This window comes from Pseudomonas protegens, from assembly GCF_003732485.1.
Taxonomy (GTDB): domain Bacteria; phylum Pseudomonadota; class Gammaproteobacteria; order Pseudomonadales; family Pseudomonadaceae; genus Aquipseudomonas; species Aquipseudomonas protegens_B.
Window position 1 is genome coordinate 185,344 of the sequence record NZ_MOAK01000027.1, and the last position, 16,620, is coordinate 201,963.

15 protein-coding genes are annotated in these 16,620 nt (G+C 61.4%); 12 read left to right on the forward strand and 3 right to left on the reverse strand.

Annotation, left to right across the window (positions count from 1 at the left end):
- Positions 1–172: 172 nt before the first annotated feature.
- Complete coding sequence (gene yihA / locus BLX41_RS03450) at positions 173–814, reverse strand: ribosome biogenesis GTP-binding protein YihA/YsxC (RefSeq protein WP_123723777.1); 642 nt, start codon at positions 812–814, stop codon at positions 173–175.
- A 191-nt stretch (positions 815–1,005) separates the two neighbouring features.
- On the opposite strand from yihA, the gene BLX41_RS03455 reads away from it, so the two are divergent.
- The 7 genes from BLX41_RS03455 to BLX41_RS03485 all read left to right on the forward strand — a co-directional run bounded on the left by BLX41_RS03455 (position 1,006) and on the right by BLX41_RS03485 (position 8,489).
- The gene (locus tag BLX41_RS03455; RefSeq protein WP_025132045.1) at positions 1,006–1,296 is read left to right on the forward strand and encodes a c-type cytochrome; all 291 of its coding nucleotides are present in this window, start codon (positions 1,006–1,008) and stop codon (positions 1,294–1,296) included.
- A gap of 45 nt (positions 1,297–1,341) precedes the next feature.
- The gene (locus BLX41_RS03460) at positions 1,342–1,947 is read left to right on the forward strand and encodes a c-type cytochrome (protein ID WP_123723778.1); all 606 of its coding nucleotides are present in this window, start codon (positions 1,342–1,344) and stop codon (positions 1,945–1,947) included.
- Between the two features lie 196 nt (positions 1,948–2,143).
- The gene (locus tag BLX41_RS03465) at positions 2,144–2,773 is read left to right on the forward strand and encodes a thiol:disulfide interchange protein DsbA/DsbL (RefSeq protein ID WP_123723779.1); all 630 of its coding nucleotides are present in this window, start codon (positions 2,144–2,146) and stop codon (positions 2,771–2,773) included.
- A gap of 11 nt (positions 2,774–2,784) precedes the next feature.
- Positions 2,785–3,663 (forward strand): endonuclease/exonuclease/phosphatase family protein, encoded by an 879-nt coding sequence (locus BLX41_RS03470; RefSeq protein WP_123723780.1) that lies wholly within the window; start codon positions 2,785–2,787, stop codon positions 3,661–3,663.
- Complete coding sequence (locus tag BLX41_RS03475) at positions 3,660–5,912, forward strand: GGDEF domain-containing protein (RefSeq protein WP_123723781.1); 2,253 nt, start codon at positions 3,660–3,662, stop codon at positions 5,910–5,912. Before BLX41_RS03470 ends, BLX41_RS03475 begins: the two co-directional genes overlap by 4 nt.
- A gap of 101 nt (positions 5,913–6,013) precedes the next feature.
- Positions 6,014–6,793 carry an N-acetylmuramoyl-L-alanine amidase gene (locus tag BLX41_RS03480; protein WP_123723782.1) on the forward strand — a complete coding sequence of 260 codons (780 nt, stop codon included), beginning with the start codon at positions 6,014–6,016 and terminating at the stop codon, positions 6,791–6,793.
- A gap of 76 nt (positions 6,794–6,869) precedes the next feature.
- Positions 6,870–8,489: an EAL domain-containing protein gene (locus BLX41_RS03485; protein ID WP_123723812.1), complete on the forward strand. Its 1,620-nt coding sequence runs from the start codon at positions 6,870–6,872 to the stop codon at positions 8,487–8,489.
- A gap of 4 nt (positions 8,490–8,493) precedes the next feature.
- On the opposite strand, the gene BLX41_RS03490 is transcribed toward BLX41_RS03485, so the two are convergent.
- Positions 8,494–10,278: a KinB sensor domain-containing domain gene (locus tag BLX41_RS03490; protein WP_123723783.1), complete on the reverse strand. Its 1,785-nt coding sequence runs from the start codon at positions 10,276–10,278 to the stop codon at positions 8,494–8,496.
- 10 nt (positions 10,279–10,288) lie between these two features.
- Positions 10,289–11,635 carry a sigma-54-dependent response regulator transcription factor AlgB gene (gene algB, locus BLX41_RS03495; protein ID WP_123723784.1) on the reverse strand — a complete coding sequence of 449 codons (1,347 nt, stop codon included), beginning with the start codon at positions 11,633–11,635 and terminating at the stop codon, positions 10,289–10,291.
- Positions 11,636–12,075: 440 nt separating this feature from the next.
- Here algB and BLX41_RS03500 point away from each other — a divergent pair, with 440 nt between their 5' ends.
- The 5 genes from BLX41_RS03500 (at position 12,076) to BLX41_RS03520 (ending at position 16,570) form a co-directional block, all read left to right on the forward strand.
- On the forward strand, positions 12,076–12,360 hold the full coding sequence (locus BLX41_RS03500; protein ID WP_123723785.1) for a hypothetical protein: 285 nt from the start codon (positions 12,076–12,078) through the stop codon (positions 12,358–12,360).
- Between the two features lie 92 nt (positions 12,361–12,452).
- Complete coding sequence (locus tag BLX41_RS03505; protein ID WP_003170804.1) at positions 12,453–12,617, forward strand: DUF1328 domain-containing protein; 165 nt, start codon at positions 12,453–12,455, stop codon at positions 12,615–12,617.
- Positions 12,618–12,619: 2 nt separating this feature from the next.
- Positions 12,620–13,087, forward strand: a complete 468-nt coding sequence (locus BLX41_RS03510; RefSeq protein ID WP_123723786.1) for an inhibitor of vertebrate lysozyme family protein — start codon at positions 12,620–12,622, stop codon at positions 13,085–13,087.
- Positions 13,088–13,831: 744 nt separating this feature from the next.
- Positions 13,832–15,163, forward strand: coding sequence for a glutamate/aspartate:proton symporter GltP (gene gltP, locus BLX41_RS03515; protein ID WP_123723787.1), 1,332 nt, complete (start codon positions 13,832–13,834; stop codon positions 15,161–15,163).
- 177 nt (positions 15,164–15,340) lie between these two features.
- Complete coding sequence (locus BLX41_RS03520; RefSeq protein ID WP_123723788.1) at positions 15,341–16,570, forward strand: nucleoside recognition domain-containing protein; 1,230 nt, start codon at positions 15,341–15,343, stop codon at positions 16,568–16,570.
- The last annotated feature ends 50 nt before the right edge of the window (positions 16,571–16,620 follow it).

Genomic DNA, 16,620 nt, shown 5'->3' on the forward strand with positions numbered 1-16,620 from the left:
TCCCCCTCCCCATACGAAGTCCGGGGTTTTTTTTGCCTGAAAACCGCCTGGGAAATGATCATGCTGCGTTAAAAGCGCGGCGCGAAATGCTCATTTACAGCCAGTAAACTCCGCTTTCGCACCGCGCTTTTGCCTTGCCTGATCATCCCCCAGACGGTTTTCCCGACGGCTCTCAGGCCTCGATTTCGGCGCCTTTGTCGGCCAGTTCCATCCAGCCTGCCAGCACGGTGTAGGCCTCTTCCAGGCCCATGCGCTTGGGGGCCGAGAACAGTTGGATGGTCACCGCTTCGCCCCAGCCCTTGCGGATCTGCGACTGCACCTTGAGCAGGGTGTTCTTGGCTGCGCCGTAGGTCAGTTTGTCGGCCTTGGTCAGCAGGATGTGCATCGGCATGCCGCTGGCGACCGCCCAGTCCAGCATCAACAGGTCGAAGTCGGTCATCGGATGACGGATATCCATCATCAGGATCAGGCCTTTAAGGCTCTCGCGGCTGCCCAGATAGGCTTCCAGATGGCGCTGCCAGTGTTGCTTGAGCGGAATCGGCACTTTGGCGTAGCCGTAGCCCGGCAGGTCGACCAGACGGCGATCGTCGTCTAGCTTGAAGAAGTTCAACAACTGCGTGCGACCCGGGGTTTTCGAGGTGCGGGCCAGGCTGGCGTGGGTCAGGGTGTTCAGGGCGCTGGATTTGCCGGCGTTGGAGCGTCCGGCAAAGGCCACTTCAAAGCCGTCATCGTCAGGGCATTGATCGACTTTGGCGGCGCTGAGCATGAACGTAGCCTGTTGGCACAGACCGAGGATGGGGTTCTTGAGTTGCATGGGATTTCCGATAGGGGCGATGCCGAGAGTGGACGCGGCGAGCGGTGTCGTTTCCGTTTCAGTAACGCCAGTATATAATGCCGCAGATTTTGTGTGCGCTTTGTCCCAGCGTAGGATGAAGTTCACGAGAGCGATAAACCTTGAATGCGCATTAGAACGCAGCACGCTCTCAACCCTGAAAAGGTCGTTTTATGACGAAATGGCTGCTAGCTGCCGGTGTCTTGATGCCGCTTTACAGCGCTCAGGCTACACAGGATCCGGAAGCTGTGTACAACCGTGTTTGTGGGGCTTGTCATTCCGGCCAACTACCCACGGCGCCCCGCAAGGGCGACCAGGAAGCTTGGGCGCCGAGGTTGGCGCAAGGTATGGAGACGCTGGTGCAACACGTGACCCAGGGTTTCAAGGCGATGCCGCCGCGTGGTTTGTGCATGGACTGCAGTGCCGAGGATTACCGAGTCATCATCCATTGGATGAGCGAGTGATCCCGGTCCATAACTCTTAACCCTTAGCCGTAGTTGGATTAGCTGATGAACAAATTACTCGTGAGTCTGCTGTTGACCTTGGGCATCACAGGTGTCGCCCATGCCGCAGGCGACGCTGCTGCCGGTCAGGCGAAAACCGCAGTATGTGGCGCTTGCCACGGCCCTGATGGGAACAGCATGGCGCCAAACTTTCCCAAGCTGGCGGGTCAGGGGGAAAAGTACCTGGAAAAGCAGTTGCACGACATCAAGTCCGGCAAGCGGCAAGTGCTGGAAATGACCGGTATGCTGACCAACCTGAGCGATCAGGACCTGGCTGACATCGCCGCCTACTTCGCCAGCCAGAAAGGCAGCGTCGGTGCCGCCGATCCTAAAGTCGTGGCCCGTGGTGAAGAACTCTTCCGTGGTGGCAAACTGGACCAGGGCATGCCTGCCTGCACTGGCTGCCACTCGCCAAATGGCACGGGTAACGCAGCGGCCGGTTTCCCTCACCTGGGTGGCCAGCATGCACAATACGTGGCCAAGCAGTTGACCGACTTCCGCGAAGGCAATCGCACCAACGACGGCGACACCATGGTCATGCGCAGCATCGCCGGCAAGCTGAGCAACAAAGACATCGAAGCGGTGTCCAGCTATATTCAGGGCCTGCACTGAGGCCGGCTCGATCAAGCTGCCGACGGTGTTGAGCCGCGGCAACGTTAATGATCGATTAATCTGACGGTGCAAGCATAAAGGGTGGCTCAGGCCGCCCTTTTTTATGGCGTCTGCCGCTACACTAGCGAACTCAAGCCCGCCATGATCTGTCTGAATTCAGGTCGCGCGAGGCGCCAAAATTGTCCAGGAGTAAAGCATGCGTAATCTGATCCTCAGCGCCGCTCTCGTCACCGCCAGCCTGTTTGGCGTGACCGCTCAAGCCGCCGAACCGCTTGAAGCCGGTAAAACATATGTCGAATTGAGCAGCGCCGTTCCGGTTGCCGTGCCTGGCAAGATCGAGGTGGTGGAGCTGTTCTGGTATGGCTGCCCGCACTGCTACGACTTTGAGCCGACCATCAATCCCTGGGTTGAAAAACTCCCAAGCGATGTCAATTTTGTGCGTATCCCGGCGATGTTCGGCGGTATCTGGAACGTTCATGGCCAACTGTTCATCACCCTGGAGGCCATGGGTGTCGAGCACAAGGTGCACAAGGCCGTGTTCGAAGCCATCCACAGCGGCAAGAAACTCGCCACTCCAGAAGAGATGGCTGAGTTCCTGGTCGCCGAAGGCGTCGACAAGGACAAGTTCCTGAGCACCTACAACTCCTTCGCCGTCAAAGGCAAGGTCGAAGACGCCAAGAAGAAGGCTCAGGCCTATCAGATCACTGGCGTACCGACCATGGTGGTCAACGGCAAGTACCGTTTCGATCTGGGCACTGCCGGTGGTCCTGAAGGCGCGCTGAATGTCGCCGACCAGTTGATCGCCAAAGAGCGCGCAGCCAAGTAAGCGCTGCCGCCATGCCGCGCTGGGGCTCGGAACGCATCGTTGGCCTGCATGATCCGCAGGTCAACGAGCATCATTTGGCGTCGACCGGGCTGCCGGCGGACAGTCGCCTGCGCTTGCTCAGTTTCAATATTCAGGTCGGTATCAGCACCGAGCGGTATCGCCATTACCTGACCCGCGGCTGGCAGCACCTGCTGCCCCATAACGGGCGTGCGGACAACCTGCAGAAAATCGGCAATCTGCTGGGGGACTTCGATCTGGTAGCCCTGCAGGAAGCCGATGGTGGCAGCCTGCGTTCGGGCTACGTCAATCAGGTGGAGCACCTGGCCCAACTGGGCGCCTTTCCTTACTGGTACCAACAGCTCAATCGCAATCTGGGACGTCTGGCTCAGCACAGCAATGGTGTGCTCAGTCGCTTGCGCCCCTGGGCCATCGAAGACCATCCATTGCCCGGCCCCAAGGGGCGTGGTGCGATCCTCGTGCGATTTGGCGAAGGCCCCGAGGCGCTGGTGGTGGTGATGATGCACCTGGCGCTTGGCGCTCGGGCTCGAACCCGGCAACTGGCCTACATCCGCGAGTTGATCGGTGGCTACAAGCATCAAGTGCTGATGGGCGACATGAACACCCACGCCAGCGATCTGCTGGAGCACTCCCCTTTACGTGACCTCAGCCTGTTGGCGCCGCAACTGCAGGCGACCTTCCCCAGCTGGCGTCCGCAACGCTGCCTGGACCATATCCTGCTCAGCCCCAGCCTGACCCTGGAGCGAGTCGAAGTCCTGGCCCACCCCATATCCGATCACCTGCCGGTCGCGGTAGAGATTCGTCTGCCGGGTTCGCTCACGGCCGATGCATTGCCCGCGTTGAGTCCTGCACCTCGCGGAACCGATGAATGAGCGACGACGCCCAACGCTGGAAAGAGAAATACCTCAAAAGTATCGAACAGCAGGAAAAGCTTGAGCGCCGCTGGGCCGCTCGCCTGGACTTGCTGCGTCGTGGCCTGGTGCGTAGCACCCTGGCGGCTGAGGGCACCGACCGTGCGGTCGACCAGTGCATGAAGGAGATGCGCGAGGTCGTGCGCACCGACGAGATGGATGCCGGGCTTGCGGCGCTGCTGCCCCGCCTGGAAAAAGCCGTGCTGGACTCCGAGCAGCGGCGTGAAACCCGGGTCGACCAGATGAGCAGCGCCCTGACGGCGCTGGTCACCCAATTGCAGTCGCTGCCCCTGCCCCGGGAAGTCAGCCGTCCGTTGAAGGCTTTTGCCAAGCAACTGGATGGCCGGGTCAGTCAGGCACGAGAGATCCCGTTGCTGCTGGGTGAGCTGAGCAATCTCCAGGGCAAGGCCCTGAGCCAGCTGGAAACCCCTGCCGAGCCAGGTCGCCCGAGTCTGCTGCAGCGCCTGTTCGGAACCCGTGACACCGTCGATGTTCCCCAGGCAGAAGCGGCGGCCCCTGGCCCCGTTCCCGCGGTGGACTCCCGTCCCCAGGTTGAAGAGGTCGCAGAAGCGGACGAAGTGGTTCGCGAGCATTATCAGACGCCGACCACGGACTTGCCGGAAATCGCCGAGGTCCCTCCGGCACCCGTCGTCGTGACACCGGCCAAACCCGAGGCAGCCCCTGCTGCGCAGCCCGTTTCCGAGGCCCCTGCCAAGGTTGAGTCCGAAGCCATCAGCGTACCGGTCCCGCCACCGGTGACGGCATTCGTGTCGCCAGTCCTGGCGCAGGAAAAACCCCTTGAACCAGTGCCCCGGGTTGAGACCGAATCTCCTGCTCCTGCTCCTGCTCCTGCTCCTGCTCCTGCTCCTGCTCCTGCTCCGGACTTGGCCTTGGCTCCAGCCGAGGTCGCGCCTCCTGCCTCTGCAGTTGTCGATGTTTTACCGGTAGCGCCCCCGGAGCCGTTGGCAGAAGTCCCCGCCGAACTTCAGCGCGAGCCCGTCCCGCTCAACCCCGATGAGTTACTGCCTCTTCCCGCAGTTTCCCCGGCAGTGCTGCTCGACAGCCTGCCCCTGCCAGCGGTCATGGCCGAGGCCTTGGCCGCCATCGATCCTGAGCAATCCGAGCACGATGTGCTCTACGCCCTGCCGGACTCTCCCGAGCCCTCCTACAGCTCGGTGGCCAAGCATATCGAGCACACCCTGCTGGGACTGCTCGATGACCTGAGTCTGCCGGAACGCCATCGGCCTCAGGCCGAAGCCATGCGCGACCGTCTGCAACATGGGCTGAACTGGTACGAGTTGCTGCCTATCCTCGATGATCTGGCGGTGCTGATGCTGGCAATCACCGACTCGGGTCAGCATGAGTTCGAGACCTACCTCAAACAGCTCAACGAACGCCTCGAGGCCTTCCAGAGCAATCTGCAGGCGGCCAGCGATGGGCATGCCGACAGCAGCTCGGCGGCACGAGCCATGGACACCCAGATCCGTGAGCAGGTCGATGGCCTGCAAAGCAGCGTGCAAGAGGCGGCGGACCTGGATGACCTCAAGCAGGTGCTGGAAAGCCACCTGGAAGGCCTGCTGGGCACCATGGACCATCACCAGAAGCAGCGCGACGAGCGTGAGAAAGAAGTGGCGGCCCGCCTGCAAAGCCTGGCAGAGCGCGTTTCGAGCATGGAGCAGGAGGCCCAGGGCTACCGTGAACACCTGGAGGAACAGCGACAGAAGGCCCTGATCGATCCACTGACCGGGCTGCCCAACCGCGCCGCCTGGACCGAGCGCCTGGAGCACGAGGTCGGTCAATGGCAGCAACATGGCAACAGCCTGTTACTGGCCATGCTCGACCTGGATCACTTCAAGCGGATCAACGACAACTACGGCCATCTGGCTGGGGACAAGGTGTTGAAGATCATCGCCAACGTGTTGCGCAAGCGCTTGCGGGGCAGCGACTTTATCGCGCGCTTCGGCGGCGAGGAGTTTGTCCTATTGTTGCCCAATACTCCATGGCCGGTGGGCGCGCGGATAGTGGAAGCCTTGCGAGCGGCGGTCGAGGCTTGTCCGTTCCACTTCAAGGGCGAGCCAGTGACCATTACCGTGTCCGTCGGCCTGAGTGCCTTCAAGGCCGGTGATCGCAGCGATCTGGTGATCAAAAGAGCCGATCAGGCGTTGTACCGGGCCAAGGATGCCGGTCGCAATCGGGTAGAGGCAGGCTGAGACGTTTGCCGATTCCTGTCTGAAACCGCTGTTTTGCCCATCGCGGTGGGGGCAGTACGTTACACTATTGCATTCTTTTCATCAGCGTATTGCCCTTTGCCATGAAACTCCTTGCTCTTGCTTTTTCGCTCCTGGTCCTCGCTGGTTGTGCCAGCGGCCCGCGCATCGACACCAGCCACCCTTCGGTCAACTACGACCAGCGCGCCCAGTTCATCATCGTCCACTACACCTCGGCATCCCTGGAACGCTCCCTGGCCTTGCTGACCCATGGTCAGGTCAGCAGTCATTACCTGATCGGCGACGACAAGTCCGCCACTGTCTACAAGCTGGTGGACGAGCAGTACCGCGCCTGGCACGCCGGCGAGAGCCAGTGGCAGGGCCGGACCTGGCTCAACTCCAGCTCCATCGGCATTGAAATCGTCAACCCGGGTTTTCGTGATGGTCCCACCGGGCGGCTCTGGTACCCCTACAGCGAGGCGCAGATCCAGAACCTGATCGTGCTGCTCAAGGACATCAGCAAACGCAACAACATCTCCCCGCGCCACATCATCGGGCATAGCGACATTGCCCCCCTGCGCAAGCTGGACCCGGGCCCGCTATTCCCCTGGAAGCGCCTGGCCGACGCCGGACTCGGCCTGTGGCCAAACGCTCAGGCTGTGGCACGCCAGCAGGCGTTCTTTGCCGCGAACCTGCCGAGCATCAGCTGGTTCCAGCAGCAATTGGCGGTCCTGGGCTATGCCACGCCGCAGACTGGCGAACTGGATGTGGCCACCCGCCACGTGCTGGCGGCTTTCCAGATGCACTATCGCCCGGGTCGTTTCGACGGCACACCGGACGCGGAAAGCGCAGCCATCCTGCAGGTGCTCAACCAGACAAAATAATGACGCCGCCGGACGGTTCGGGCCGATTGCTCAATCAGTTGCTATAACTCATTGGTAATCCTTCGGATCTTTCATGATGCCGGCCGCTCGCGAGACCCTGCGCACCTGGTTCCATCGCCCCTGGTTGCTGGCGATGCTGGCGGCTGCGCTGAGCGCGGCGGTATTGTTGCTGGGCAGTGCCGGAGTGGCCATGCATCAGGTCCAGCAGCGAGAAAGCGAACAGATGAACGCCCAGGGCCAGCGTTTCCTGGAGCGTCTGGAGCAACTGTTCGGGCAACTGCGTGAGGGCCTGGATGTACTGGAGGCCCAACCGCTGCGCGAGTGCAGCGCTGAGCTGATCACTGCCTTGCAGCAGGTCAGCTACAGCTATCGCTTCATTTATGAAGCAGCCTATATGGATGCCACCCAGACGTGCTCAAACTGGCCGCGGCAGAACCTCCTGCCCTCCCTCAGGGCTCCGGATATCCGCGGGCCGACCTACAGCTACTGGCTCAACACCTCGACCCAACCCAACGAAAACCTCGCCGCTCTGATGCTGGGACGGGGCAATTTTCGCGTGGCCACCTCCCGCGGGCACTTGACCGACGTGGTCGATCTGCCGGCCGGTGGCAGCCTTATGGTGGTGGTCGACCACGGCGTCCGAGCGATTCCGGTACTGGGTCAGGCTCGGGCCTGGCCACCGGTGGAGCCTTGGCGGGCCGGCCGTGACGGCCCCTTGCAGGTCACCCAGGATCTGTTGATCTATCGCATGCCGACCCGAAACCCCGAATACCAACTGGTGATGATCAGCCCCCGGGCCAGCATGCAGGCGGAGATGCTCGATGGATGGTGGTGGTTGTTGCCGGTCAGCCTGCTACTGGCGCTGTTTATCGGCGGGCTGGTGTATCAGTTGGTGCGTCAGCGCCAGTCGTTGGGAGCAGAGCTACAAGGGGCCCTGCGACGCGGTGAGTTGCAGGTGCTGTACCAGCCGATCTTCGACCTCAACAGCAGGCTCTGTGTCGGGGCCGAAGCCTTGCTGCGCTGGCGGCGTCCGGACGGCACTCTGACCAGCCCCGATCTGTTCATCCCCCTGGCGGAGAACACCGGACAGATTCGCCAGATCACCGACTTCGTCCTGCAACGCCTGCTGGAGCAACTGGGACACGTGCTGCGAGCCAATCCCCAGTTGTACATCTCGGTCAATCTGGCGGCCTGCGATGTGATGGTGCCGCGGATCGGCCTGGTCATGGCCCGGCTCCTGGCGTTGCATCGGGTGGCGGCGCGACAGATCGCCTTCGAGGTCACCGAGCGCGGCCTGATCGACGTGGTGGTGGCGCGCAACAACTTGCAGGCCTTGCGGGATGTCGGGCATCAGGTGCTGATCGATGACTTTGGCACCGGCTACTGCAGCCTGGCCTACCTGCAAAGCCTGCCGGTGGATTGCCTGAAGATCGACAAGGCCTTTATCGACGCCCTGGGCCACGATGCTGCCAGCAGTGGCGTGGCGCCCCACATCATTCGCATGGCCCATGCCTTGAAGCTCAAGGTGATCGCCGAGGGCATCGAGTTCGAGGACCAGGCCTCGTTGCTTAGCAGCGAGGGGGTGAGCTTCGGGCAGGGCTGGCTGTTCGCCCATGCCCTGAGTGCGTTGCAGTTCACTGAGCTGATCACCCGGGGCCGGCGTCTGGTGGCCCGGCGCCTGGATGACGAGGCGTGAAACCCTAGAGCGGCAGGGCCAGATAGAACTGGGTGCCCTGCCCCGGCCTTGAGTAGACCCCCATGCGTCCACCGTGGAGCTGGACGATTTCCTTGCACAGGGCCAGCCCGAGCCCGGCGCCGCCTTTCTTGCGTCCGACCTGAACGAAGGGTTCGAAGATCCGACCCTGCTGACCGTAAGCGATACCCTCGCCATTGTCCTCGACGCTGACAATCACCCGTTCGCCATGGCGCCGGGCCTGCAGGCGGATCTGGCCCCCACTGGCGGTATGGCGCAGGGCGTTGTCGAGCAGATTGTCCAGCACCCGTTCCAGTTGCGGTCGGTCGGCGTGCAGGCGCGGCAGTGGCGCCTGGATCTCCAGCAGCAGGCTGATGTCCTGCCGCTGCGCCTGTTCGTTGAAGCGGCCCTGGGCCTGCTCCAGCAGCTCTTCCAGGGGACAGGGCGCGAGAGTGAGCTTCTGCAGGCCATTCTGATAACGGGAAAAGTTCAGCAGGTCGTTGATCAGTTGCATCAGCCGCTGCATTTCTTCGTTGACCGTATTGAGCAGGTCGGTTTCCCGGGACTCTTCGGCAAAGTGCAGGCGTTCCTGAAGCAGGCCGAAGGCCATGTGCATGCCGGTAACCGGGGTTCGCAGTTCGTGGGAGGCGCGCAATACGAACTCGCTGCGCACCCGCTCGAATGCCCGCTGCTCGGTGACGTCATGAAGCACCATCACCGCGCCGAGAATATGGCCCTGGGTGTGGCTCACCGGGGTCAGGCTGTAGGTCAGCAGGCGCGATTCGCCGTCGACCTCGATATCCAGGTCTTCCGGGGCCCGTTCCAGGTTGCCGCCACGCAGAACCAGCTGCAGCTGTTCATCCAGCTCCGGGCGTTGCAGGGCGCTGCCCAGGCCCTGGCCGAGACGCTCCTGATCCCAGCCCAACTGCCGCTGTGCCACTGGGTTGAGGTGTTCCAGGCGGCCTTGGCGGTCGATCATCAACAAGCCGTCGTCGATGCTGTCGAGCACCGCCTGCAAGCGCTGCTGGCCGGCCAGCAGTTCGTCGACATTGGTCGCCTGATGCTGGCGCAGGGCCTCGGCCATGATGCCGAAGCGTCGGGTCAGCAGGTTCATTTCCGCCGCAGCCGAGATCGGCAGGGTGACGTCGAAATTGCCTTGGCCGATCTTGTCCGCGGCCTTGGCCAGGGCTTCGATCGGTCCGCCAAAGCGCCGGGCAATGGCGTGGGCGGTGATGAAGCCGATGATCAGCACCGCCAGGCCGACCAGTCCCAGCAAGCCGGCTACTAGCAAGGCGCGGTCCCGGGCCTGGCGCTCGACCTGGCTGATGTTGTCCAGGGCGCGCTTGTGTTCGTTGATCAGGCCGTTGCGCAAGGTATTGAAGCGCTCGGCCAGCGCCTCGTTGTTATTCAGGCTGGCAGCAGTGTTGTTGTGCTCGAAGGCCTGGTAGAAGCTCAGGTAGTCGCTGCGGGCCTGCTTGAAACCGCCCACGGTCAGGTTCTGCTGTTCGTGGGCGATGCCCTGGTCGAGGAGGTCCAGATAGCGCTGCCGCGAGGCTTCCAGTGCCGCGGGGTCGGGTTTGTTGCTGAGCATGATGATCAATTGATCACCCAGGGTCTGGCGCAGCTTGAGCCCCAGGTCCAGGGTGATGAAGTTGTTGCGGATCAGCGATTCCTGGGTGCTGGCCATCTGCATCACGCTGACCAGCCCCAGCACCAGCCCCAGCAGGGCCACGGTGATCAGGGCCGAGATGCTCAGAAACAGCCGAGTCCGCAGTTTCATCGCTAACTTCATAGGGTGATGCTCACAGGTTGTACTGTTTGCGCTTGCGGTACAGGGTCGAAGCGTCGATGCCCAGGGTCTTGGCCGCTTGGTCCAGGGTGTCGCTGGTGGCCAGGACGGCGCCGATATGGGCTTTTTCCAGCTCATCCAGGCTCAGCGCGGCTCCGATTCGCGGGGCGTTGTTGGTGGGCTGTTCGGCCATGCCCAGATGGCTGATTTCAACCCGTTCCTGGGGACAGATGATGCTTGCCCGCTCCACCACGTTACGCAGTTCACGGATGTTGCCCGGCCAGCGGTAGTTGAGCAGGGCTTCCCGGGCGTCGTCGCTGAAACCCCGGGCCGGTCGCGAATACTCTTTGACGAAGCGTGCGAGAAAGCGGTCGGCCAGGGTCAGGATGTCTTCGCTGCGTTCGCGCAAGGGCGGCAGGTGCAGGGTGATCACGTTCAGGCGGTACAGCAGGTCTTCACGGAAGCGTCCGTCGCGCACCATGTCCTCGAGATTGAGGTTGGTGGCGGCGAGGATGCGGACGTCGGCACGGCGAGTCACCGGGTCGCCGACGCGCTCGTATTCCTTGTCCTGGATAAAGCGCAGCAGCTTGGGCTGCAGGGTCAGGGGGAAGTCGCCGATTTCGTCGAGGAACAGAGTGCCGCCATCAGCCTGGTTGACCCGGCCCAGGGTGCTTTCGCTGGCCCCGGTAAAAGCGCCGCGGCTGTGGCCGAAGAGTTCGCTTTCCATCAGTTCGGCGGTCAGCGATGGGCAGTTGATGGTCACGCAGGACTTCTTCGCCCGTTTGCTCCAGCCGTGGATGGCCCGGGCCAGTTCGCCCTTGCCGGTACCCGACTCGCCGAGAATCAGAATATTGGCATCGGTGCTGGCCACCTGGCGGGCGGTTTCCAGTACCACTTTCATCGCCGGACTGTGGGAGTCCAGGCCGTCCTTGGGTTTGCGCACCTCACCTTCCAGGGCTTCCAGGCGCGCCGAGAGCTGGCGCACTTCCAGTTGTTTGGCGGTGGCCAGGCGCAGTTGGTCGGGGCTGCAGGGCTTGACCAGGTAATCGGCGGCACCGGCCTGGATCGCGTCCACCGCTGTGTCGACGGCGGAGTGGGCCGTGACGATCACCACCCGCATCCAGGGCGCCTGGGTACGCATCTGGGCCAGCACATCAAGGCCGTTGTCTTCCCCCAGGCGCAGGTCAAGGAAACACAGGTCGAACACCTGGCGTTGCAACAGGGCATCCGCCTGGGCCGCGCTGTTGGCGGTGGCCACGGTGTAGCCCTCGTCTTCCAGGCAGTAACGGAAGGTGCGAAGGATGGCGGATTCGTCATCTACCAGAAGGATGCGGCCTTGATTCTCCGGCGCTGACTCCATTTCCCAGGCTCCTTTAATGAATGATCTTATTTAGTCCCGGATAAATCGGGCAAGTTGCAAGGTTGATTCTGATCCATTCCACGGCCTGAAGGTTAGATATCTCCGCCGGAAATGGCTAACAGACTGAAATCCCAAATGTTTTGCCAAGGCTAGTCCTTGAATGGGTCTGTATCAGGCTGTTCGCCACTGGGCAAAGTTCCCCCTGCGATCAAAAAGCCCTGGACGTTATTCGGGCCGATCGTGCATTTCGCACGGTTTACCGGGCAGCATCGTGCAGGATGCGTATGGGCATGTTTCTTTTTATGTTTATAACTTATTGATTTTATTGAATTTATATTCGAATTCAAAGCTGGCATGCAGACTGCAATATCCCTCTCATCGTGAAGCGCAGCTCAAGGCTTCCATAACAACATCACCACCAGTGTGGGAGGAGTTTCAGGATGAATCGCCAAGGTCTTGCCCAATTGCGTATCGCGCCACTGCATCTCCAGCAAGGCCTGTTCGCCAGCCTGGCGTTACTGGTCACCCTGATCGCCGGGCAACAGTTCCAGCGTTGGCAGGATAGCCAGGTGCCCGCCCCGCGTGTGCCGGCTCATCACTTCACCCAGACCCATTTCAGTTCGGTGAGCAGTCGGCTCAACGATGCAACACCAGTGCAACTGATGGCCGTCGACCAGGCACAACCGGCGCTTGAGGCGCCGCGTCAGGAACGCTGGGTGTTCTAGGCACCAAGGCCTGGCCCGCATTCGGCGGCGCACGGTCGGCTCCATAGGCAGCACCACTAAGCACCACTAATAGAAGAGTAAGGAGAATCATCATGCTGAGCTGGGCAATCACATTCCTGATCATTGCCATTGTCGCTGCGGTCCTGGGCTTCGGTGGTATCGCGGGCACCGCCACGGGTATCGCCAAGATTCTCTTTGTCGTGTTCCTGGTGATGTTCATCGCTTCGTTCTTCTTTGGCCGTCGAGGCCGAGGCTGACCATGAGTCTTTCGTTGAAGACATTGGCTGCCACGCTGCTGCTGGGCGCCAGCGCCCTGGCGTCGGCGGCCAATGATGGCCAGGCGCGTACCAACCAGCTGCTGAGTTCGGACCCGCAGTTTCGTGAAACCTGGCAGGGGGTTGTGCACAAGGAAGAGCGTTTGCCCGAATGGGTGATGAACCTGTCGGGCGATGCTCAGCAACAGATGAATGCAGTAACTGAAGACGGCGATCAGTACCTGGTGGGACCGCTTTGCGAGACTGCGCAGAGTTGCCAGAACCAACGTCTGATCGTGGCCTTCAGCTTCGACAAGAAGCATGCCTACGCGATGTTGGTGGAGGTGCCTGCCGGCTTGCCCGCGGACAAGTCTCCGACCCGTCACGCGAACTACCGCTTCCTCGGTAAACCCGATGAAGGGATGCAGGCGTTGCTTCAGGAGCAGTTGCGCAAAGACCCGAACTGGTACTGAGTTCGAGGTGCCGATACTGCATAACAGATAGAAGAAAGGGCCGCCCTGGCACTTTCGACTGTTGCACCACCCGAGGAGGGTGAGTGCATGACCAAGGGGTCGGGACGTTCTGATCCACCGATGATCGGAGTGACCTAGGGGTACAGGGAGTGCCTCCGCAAGGGCCGGGTCAGGAAAGAGCGGCGGCGTAAGCTCTCAGGTCGCGCATCGACTTGATGAGCTTGCGGCGTGCTTGCCAAGCAAAGTGTTGTCCTAGAGCCATTCGTCCGGCATTTCAGTGACGCGCGCAGGAAAAAATCTTCCTTTGACTCCGATCAAACGTTTCCTGGTGTTTCTCTGCGACCGTATATCGAGAAACTTTGTGCTAATTGCACAGCGTTTCCGGGCACCCGAATCAGCGCAATCCTAATTTTTTTCAGACCTTTTCCTGACCCTCCCGACAAGCCTGCACGCCGCCTGAAATGGCCGTTTCACGGTATTTCTGCCTGCCGAAATGTCGTATTCGAACCGGTTGGGACGCTCGTTTTGTTTGGAAAAACTCATGCCGATTCGGCATAGGGTAGGCGTTTACGGCATTAGACGCGCCTCCCTTGCATCGGAATAGTTGCGCCTTTTTTCGCCCGCAGAGAGCCGTAAATGCTCGTTCGGGATGACCTTATACGGGGGCCGATGCACAAACTTTTCCGCCATTGAGCGTTCCAGTTCGCGCATCAGCCCGAGTCCAACTGAAGTAAGGGTAATGATATGAAGAAGGCAAAATTAAGCCTCGCCTGGCAGATCCTCATCGGTCTGGTCCTGGGGATTGCGATTGGCGCGCTGCTCAATCATTTCAGTGCTGAAAAGGCCTGGTGGATCAGCAACGTTCTGCAACCTGCAGGCGATATCTTTATCCGCTTGATCAAGATGATCGTGATCCCGATCGTCATCTCCTCGCTGATCGTCGGCATTGCCGGTGTCGGCGACGCCAAGAAACTTGGCCGTATTGGTCTGAAGACCATCATCTACTTCGAAATCGTCACCACCATCGCCATCGTCGTGGGCCTGCTGCTGGCCAACCTGTTCCATCCGGGTGCGGGCATCGACATGAGCACCCTGGGTACCGTGGACATTTCCAAGTACCAGGCCACCGCCGCCGAAGTGCAGCATGAACATGCGTTCATCGAGACCATTCTCAACCTGATTCCATCGAACATCTTCGCGGCCATGGCCCGTGGCGAGATGCTGCCGATCATCTTCTTCTCGGTGCTGTTCGGCCTGGGCTTGTCGAGCCTGCAGTCGGATCTGCGCGAGCCGCTGGTGAAGATGTTCCAGGGCGTCTCGGAAAGCATGTTCAAAGTCACCCACATGATCATGAACTACGCGCCGATTGGTGTGTTTGCCTTGATCTCGGTGACCGTCGCCAACTTCGGTTTTGCCTCCCTGCTGCCATTGGCCAAGTTGGTGATCCTGGTGTACGTGGCCATCGCCTTCTTCGCCTTCGTGATCCTCGGCCTGATCGCCCGCCTGTTCGGTTTCTCGGTGATCAAGCTGATGCGCATCTTCAAGGATGAGCTGGTGCTCGCCTACTCCACCGCCAGCTCGGAAACCGTGCTGCCGCGGGTGATCGAGAAGATGGAAGCCTACGGTGCGCCCAAAGCCATCTGCAGCTTCGTGGTGCCTACGGGCTACTCCTTCAACCTTGACGGCTCGACCCTGTACCAGAGCATCGCAGCGATCTTCATTGCCCAGCTGTACGGCATCGACCTGTCCATCAGTCAGCAACTGCTGCTGGTGCTGACCCTGATGGTCACCTCCAAAGGCATCGCCGGGGTTCCGGGCGTGTCCTTCGTGGTCCTGCTGGCGACCCTGGGCAGTGTGGGCATTCCCCTGGAAGGCCTGGCCTTCATCGCCGGCGTGGACCGTGTGATGGACATGGCGCGTACCGCCCTGAACGTGATCGGCAACGCCCTGGCAGTCCTGGTCATCTCCCGTTGGGAAGGCATGTACGACGATGCCAAGGGCCAGCGCTACTGGAACTCGCTGCCGCACTGGCGCAGCAAAGAGCAACTGCCGGCAGGCGAAGCTTCCAAAGGCTAAGCGCCTACTGCGTAGGAGCTGGCTTGCCAGCGAAAAGGTTCTCAAGTCCTCTATACGGCTCAGACGCGCCTTCGCCGGCAAGCCGGTTCCTACAGATGACAGACCCCGGGTAATCCGGGGTTTGTCGTTTCTGCAGGCCCCGCTATCATTCGCCGCATCTTCCGAGGGATATGACCGATGCTCAATGGCCTGTGGCTTGGCTTCTTTATCGTGGCGACCGTGTCCGCCCTGGCGCAGTGGCTGGTGGGCGGCAACGCCGGGATCTTCGCCGCCATGGTGGAAAGCATCTTCGCCATGGCCAAGCTGTCGGTAGAGGTGATGGTGCTACTGTTCGGCACCCTGACCCTGTGGCTGGGCTTTCTGCGGATCGCCGAAAAGGCCGGCATCGTCGATTGGCTGGCCAAGGTCCTGGGCCCGCTGTTCAAGCGCCTGATGCCGGAAGTGCCGCCAGGGCACCCGGCCCTGGGGCTGATCACCCTGAACTTCGCCGCCAACGGCCTGGGCCTGGACAATGCCGCCACGCCGATCGGCCTCAAGGCCATGCGCGCCCTGCAGGAACTCAACCCCAGCGCCACCACCGCCAGCAACGCGCAGATTCTGTTCCTGGTGCTCAACGCCTCGTCCCTGACCCTGCTGCCGGTGACCATCTTCATGTACCGCGCCCAGCAAGGTGCGGCAGACCCGACCCTGGTGTTCCTGCCGATCCTCCTGGCGACCAGCGCTTCGACGCTGGTGGGCTTGCTGTCGGTGGCGGTGATGCAGCGCCTGCGTCTCTGGGACCCGGTGGTGCTGGCCTATCTGATTCCCGGAGCCCTGGCTCTGGGCGCCTTCATGGCGCTGCTGGCGACCCTGTCGGCCACGGCCTTGGCGTCGCTGTCGTCGATCCTCGGCAACCTCACCCTGTTCGGCCTGATCATGCTGTTCCTGGTGATTGGTGCGCTGCGTAAGGTCAAGGTCTACGAGGCCTTTGTCGAAGGGGCCAAGGAGGGCTTCGACGTCGCCAAAAACCTGTTGCCGTATCTGGTGGCCATGCTTTGCGCGATCGGTGTATTGCGGGCTTCCGGGGCCCTGGATTTCGGCCTCGACGGGATTCGTCATCTGGTGGCCTGGGCCGGCTGGGATACGCGCTTTGTCGACGCCCTGCCCACCGCCATGGTCAAGCCGTTCTCCGGCAGTGCGGCCCGGGCGATGCTCATCGAGACCATGAAGACCCAGGGCGTGGACAGCTTCCCGGCCCTGGCGGCAGCGACGATCCAGGGCAGCACCGAGACCACCTTCTATGTGCTGGCGGTGTACTTCGGTGCGGTAGGTATCCAGCGGGTGCGGCACGCTGTGGGTTGTGCCTTGCTGGCGGAGTTTGCCGGGGTGGTGGCGGCGATTGCGGTTTGCTACTGGTTCTTTGGCTAAGCCTTCGCCGGCAAGCCGGCTCCTACGGAGGTTGTAGGAGCCGGCTTGCC

Excerpts from the sequence above, each read along its gene's own strand:
- yihA (WP_123723777.1), bottom strand. The coding sequence starts at position 814 with ATGCAACTCAAGAACCCCATCCTCGGTCTGTGCCAACAGGCTACGTTC.
- BLX41_RS03455 (WP_025132045.1), top strand. The coding sequence starts at position 1,006 with ATGACGAAATGGCTGCTAGCTGCCGGTGTCTTGATGCCGCTTTACAGC.
- BLX41_RS03460 (WP_123723778.1), top strand. The coding sequence starts at position 1,342 with ATGAACAAATTACTCGTGAGTCTGCTGTTGACCTTGGGCATCACAGGT.
- BLX41_RS03465 (WP_123723779.1), top strand. The coding sequence starts at position 2,144 with ATGCGTAATCTGATCCTCAGCGCCGCTCTCGTCACCGCCAGCCTGTTT.
- BLX41_RS03470 (WP_123723780.1), top strand. The coding sequence starts at position 2,785 with ATGCCGCGCTGGGGCTCGGAACGCATCGTTGGCCTGCATGATCCGCAG.
- BLX41_RS03475 (WP_123723781.1), top strand. The coding sequence starts at position 3,660 with ATGAGCGACGACGCCCAACGCTGGAAAGAGAAATACCTCAAAAGTATC.
- BLX41_RS03480 (WP_123723782.1), top strand. The coding sequence starts at position 6,014 with ATGAAACTCCTTGCTCTTGCTTTTTCGCTCCTGGTCCTCGCTGGTTGT.
- BLX41_RS03485 (WP_123723812.1), top strand. The coding sequence starts at position 6,870 with ATGCCGGCCGCTCGCGAGACCCTGCGCACCTGGTTCCATCGCCCCTGG.
- BLX41_RS03490 (WP_123723783.1), bottom strand. The coding sequence starts at position 10,278 with ATGAAGTTAGCGATGAAACTGCGGACTCGGCTGTTTCTGAGCATCTCG.
- algB (WP_123723784.1), bottom strand. The coding sequence starts at position 11,635 with ATGGAGTCAGCGCCGGAGAATCAAGGCCGCATCCTTCTGGTAGATGAC.
- BLX41_RS03500 (WP_123723785.1), top strand. The coding sequence starts at position 12,076 with ATGAATCGCCAAGGTCTTGCCCAATTGCGTATCGCGCCACTGCATCTC.
- BLX41_RS03505 (WP_003170804.1), top strand. The coding sequence starts at position 12,453 with ATGCTGAGCTGGGCAATCACATTCCTGATCATTGCCATTGTCGCTGCG.
- BLX41_RS03510 (WP_123723786.1), top strand. The coding sequence starts at position 12,620 with ATGAGTCTTTCGTTGAAGACATTGGCTGCCACGCTGCTGCTGGGCGCC.
- gltP (WP_123723787.1), top strand. The coding sequence starts at position 13,832 with ATGAAGAAGGCAAAATTAAGCCTCGCCTGGCAGATCCTCATCGGTCTG.
- BLX41_RS03520 (WP_123723788.1), top strand. The coding sequence starts at position 15,341 with ATGCTCAATGGCCTGTGGCTTGGCTTCTTTATCGTGGCGACCGTGTCC.